We start from the raw sequence: 3,551 nt of genomic DNA, 5'->3' as shown, positions 1-3,551 counted from the left end.
CAAACAAAATCAGCCTGATAGGAGTTATTCAGGGCGAACTAAGTATTTGTTGTGACGCCGGAATTCATGCTGATTTGTGGGTCCCCCGTGGCGGCACCGTCCGTCCAACCAGATTTTTGCGTAAAAACCTTACGCCAATTGATTAATGTCAATACGGCTTTTGTTTCATGCGCAAGACTTGGTCGAACAAGTGGCATCGTCCTGGTTGATCCACGCGACCCGTCGCTTTTTGAGAATGATCTGGCAACACACCATACGATTTTCGCTGCTATCTGAACAGATCGGGATGAATGTACCTAGCACAAGGAGTGACCTGATGATCCAGTTTTCAGAGAACGCACTCGACAGGATGCTGAAGTCGATCTTGCGCGACGGCACTTTGCACGTCGTCATGCCGTCGGGCCGCAATTATCGATACGGCAACCAGAATGGCGATCCAATAACAGTTCGGCTGTACGACGCCTCAACCGTCAGACATCTGGCATTGAACCCAGAGATGGCGTTGGGCGAAGCCTATATGAGTGGGGCGCTGACGATTGATGGGGATGATTTACAAGCATTTCTGGCGTTGATCGTTCGGAATGTTCAGCGTGCTTCAGGAAATCGGGTCTGGTGGCAAAAGCCACTACTGAAATCCCGCGCCGCCCTTCGGTGGCTGGCGCAAAACAACGTCATAGAACGCGCGCGTGGCAACGTGGCCCACCATTATGACCTTTCAGGGCAGCTATATGACTTGTTTCTAGATGATGACCGGCAGTATTCGTGCGGCTATTTCAAAGACCCGACTGAGACACTGGATCAGGCGCAGGCGCACAAAAAGGAACATATTGCCCGAAAACTGATGATCGAACCGGGCATGTCTGCTCTGGATATCGGATGCGGCTGGGGCGGAATGGCGTTGATGCTGGCAAAGGACTTTGGTGCCCGCGTTGTCGGCATTACACTATCTCAAGAACAGCATGCCTACGCAACGCAGCGCGCAGAACGCGAAGGTCTGGCGGACAGGATCGACTTCCGGCTCTGCGACTACCGTCATGTTGAAGGCACTTTCGACAGGATTGTCTCAGTCGGGATGTTCGAACATGTGGGACTGCGTCACTTTAATGATTATTTCCAGACAATCCGGGACCGGCTCTCTCCAGACGGCATTGCGTTGATCCACACCATTGGCTGGACGGCCCCTGCGACGGGCACGAACCCGTGGATGGCCAAATATATCTTTCCGGGTGGCTATATCCCGACCGTTTCGGAAGCCATGAGCGCCGTCGAAAAAGCCCGACTGTGGGCAACGGACATCGAATGTTGGCGCCTGCACTATGCCTATACGTTGAGGCACTGGTACGATCGCTTTCGACAGAATGAAGATCAGGTAGTGGCGATGTATGATGATCGCTTTGTCCGGATGTGGCGCTTCTATCTTGCTGCGTGTGAGCAAACCTTTCGCAATGGCCCACAGGCGGTTTTCCAGTTCCAGCTGTCACGAAGTATCGATGCCGTCCCGCTGACCCGAGACTATCTTTATGGCCAATCGGATTTGGAGGCGACAACTTCGGCAAACGGTGCAAAACGCCCGGCGCTTGTCTTGGATGATGGTAGCGCAATTCGTCCTAGCGGAACAAAAGATTTACTTTTTATCCCTCGCAAGGAGCAAGACAATGATCAAAAAAATCCTTCTGGCCGTTGATGGGTCGTTGACCGCGCAACGGGCCATCGACATTGCAGCCGAATTGGCAGGCAAATTGGACGCAGAACTGTTTATCGTGCATGTCTTGATGCACGGTCGTCCAGCCGCAGAGCTGGTGCACATGGCCGAGGTGGAACATCTCGTCAAAGAAGTGCAAGCAGTTGTCTCTCCGGGTATTGAGTACGTGACAGGAACCTATCCTGAAGTACTGCGGGGCGATGCGGCAGACCCTAGGTCCGCGAGGATCATTTCAGTTCTCGGCGAACAGATCGTCGCCAGAGCGAAGGCACGTTGCACTGAAAAGGGTGCAAAAAATATCAAGACCTCAGTGCGTAAAGGCGATTATGCCGATGAAATCCTGCAGGCTGCAGAGGAATTCAAGGTCGACATGATCGTCATTGGATCGCGCGGACTTGGAATTCTCAAAAGCACCGTATTGGGCAGTGTGTCGCAAAAAGTTTTGCATCACGCGGACTGCAGTGTTGCAGCAGTAAGGTAATTCTGACGTTCCGTGTTCCCGAACGACGCGGCGACCCCCGAAGACGCGGTGTTAGAGCGCGTATCGAATCCAAAAGCGGATGTAGCCTATTGCGTGCGTTTCACCGCTCCCGAGTTCACATCGCTGTGCCCGATGACAGGTCAACCTGATTTCGCACATCTGGTCATCGACTATGTGCCGGGAGAATTTCTGGTCGAGTCCAAATCGCTCAAGCTTTTCCTCGGGTCATTTCGCAACCACGGCGCATTCCACGAGGATTGCACGATCTCGATTGCACGGCGCCTGGTCGACTTTCTGAACCCGCAATGGCTGCGGATCGGTGGCTACTGGTATCCGCGGGGTGGCATCCCGATTGATGTTTTCTGGCAAACAGGGGCGATGCCGGAAGGTGTGTGGATTCCGGACCAAGGCGTGCCGCCCTACCGCGGCAGAGGATAAAGGCGAAGGGCCTGAAACACACCCTTCCCTCATCTCTTATTGCTATTGCATGAGGCAAAGAGCAGAACTCTTTAACAGGGTCGTTCAACCATCAATCTTTACAAAAACGTCGTCCAAATGAAATTTCATCATCTGCTTAAATGTCCGCTTTTAGGTGGTGGTGCTGTTCATTTGCACCTGCAGCGAAGTTCCGCTTCCCGCCCGGAGTGCCCCCATCGGGTGGTCCAGTTTCAAAGTTAATGCATGGTCGGCTTTTGGTCTATCGGCATCATGCTTTCGGGCGCAGGAGGACGTTGTCACATTAACTTTTCTAAGTCGAAATATCGAATTTTTTGAAAATACGTTTTACTGGATTTCAACGACTTACGAGATTTCAAGTTCCATCAAGAAGACGAAATCTGCCGATAACTGAGTTAATGTGACAACACCCCTCATACACTGGTGACCGACAAACTTCGATCCTACGGCGCTGCGATGAAAGTCGTTGGCAACGCCAACCGGCAGGACACGGGCCGCTGGGAAAATAATCGGGCCGAGAACGCGCACTCGCTGCCTGACAGTGGTTTGCTTGCAAACCATGAAAAGGGACCGTTTCGACGACGAGAGCGCGCCATGCAACGGTTCTGCAGCGTGCGACGTTTGCAGAAATTCGCCGCCGTTCATGCCTCCGTCTACAACCATTTCAACCAGGAGCGCGCGCTCTACACACGCGACAATTTCAAGGCCAACTGAGCCGCTGCTCTCTCCGAGTGGCGCCAAATTTGTTCGGCATAAGTTCCGGCATTCGGCGGCGAACTGAGACCAGTTCTCATGCGTCCGAGAGCACCTAACTGCGCTTACCGATCCCGGTTAACATAAGGGCGCTTACGCGCCGTGCGTGACGGACGAAGCGAGAGCAAGCAAGGCTAGCAACGCCGGGTTGGGCTGTTG

General features: G+C 53.2%; 3 protein-coding genes and 1 pseudogene. All 4 read left to right on the top strand.

The annotated features are described in order from the left end of the window. Positions 1 to 316: 316 nt before the first annotated feature. A complete protein-coding gene (locus Q1B15_RS00625; RefSeq protein ID WP_299748607.1) occupies positions 317 to 1,684 on the top strand; it encodes a cyclopropane-fatty-acyl-phospholipid synthase family protein in 1,368 nt (455 codons plus the stop codon). Then, a complete protein-coding gene (locus tag Q1B15_RS00620) occupies positions 1,656 to 2,183 on the top strand; it encodes a universal stress protein (protein ID WP_299748604.1) in 528 nt (175 codons plus the stop codon). The genes Q1B15_RS00625 and Q1B15_RS00620 overlap by 29 nt, the downstream gene beginning before the upstream one ends. Positions 2,184 to 2,195: 12 nt before the next feature. Next, on the top strand, positions 2,196 to 2,621 hold the full coding sequence (queF, locus tag Q1B15_RS00615; protein ID WP_299748601.1) for a preQ(1) synthase: 426 nt from the start codon (positions 2,196 to 2,198) through the stop codon (positions 2,619 to 2,621). A 429-nt stretch (positions 2,622 to 3,050) separates the two neighbouring features. Then, a pseudogene (locus Q1B15_RS00610) lies at positions 3,051 to 3,353 on the top strand (DDE-type integrase/transposase/recombinase); the annotation flags it as partial. Positions 3,354 to 3,551: the final 198 nt, after the last annotated feature.

It is taken from the genome of uncultured Boseongicola sp., assembly GCF_937988555.1.
In the GTDB taxonomy this organism is placed as follows: Bacteria; Pseudomonadota; Alphaproteobacteria; order Rhodobacterales; family Rhodobacteraceae; genus Boseongicola.
The sequence above is the reverse complement of the archived record's forward strand: the minus strand, read 5'-3'. Positions and strand labels throughout refer to the sequence as shown.

Bases quoted from the DNA above. Each gene is read 5' to 3' on its own strand.
- Q1B15_RS00620 (WP_299748604.1), top strand. From the start codon at position 1,656: ATGATCAAAAAAATCCTTCTGGCCGTTGATGGGTCGTTGACCGCGCAA.
- Q1B15_RS00625 (WP_299748607.1), top strand. From the start codon at position 317: ATGATCCAGTTTTCAGAGAACGCACTCGACAGGATGCTGAAGTCGATC.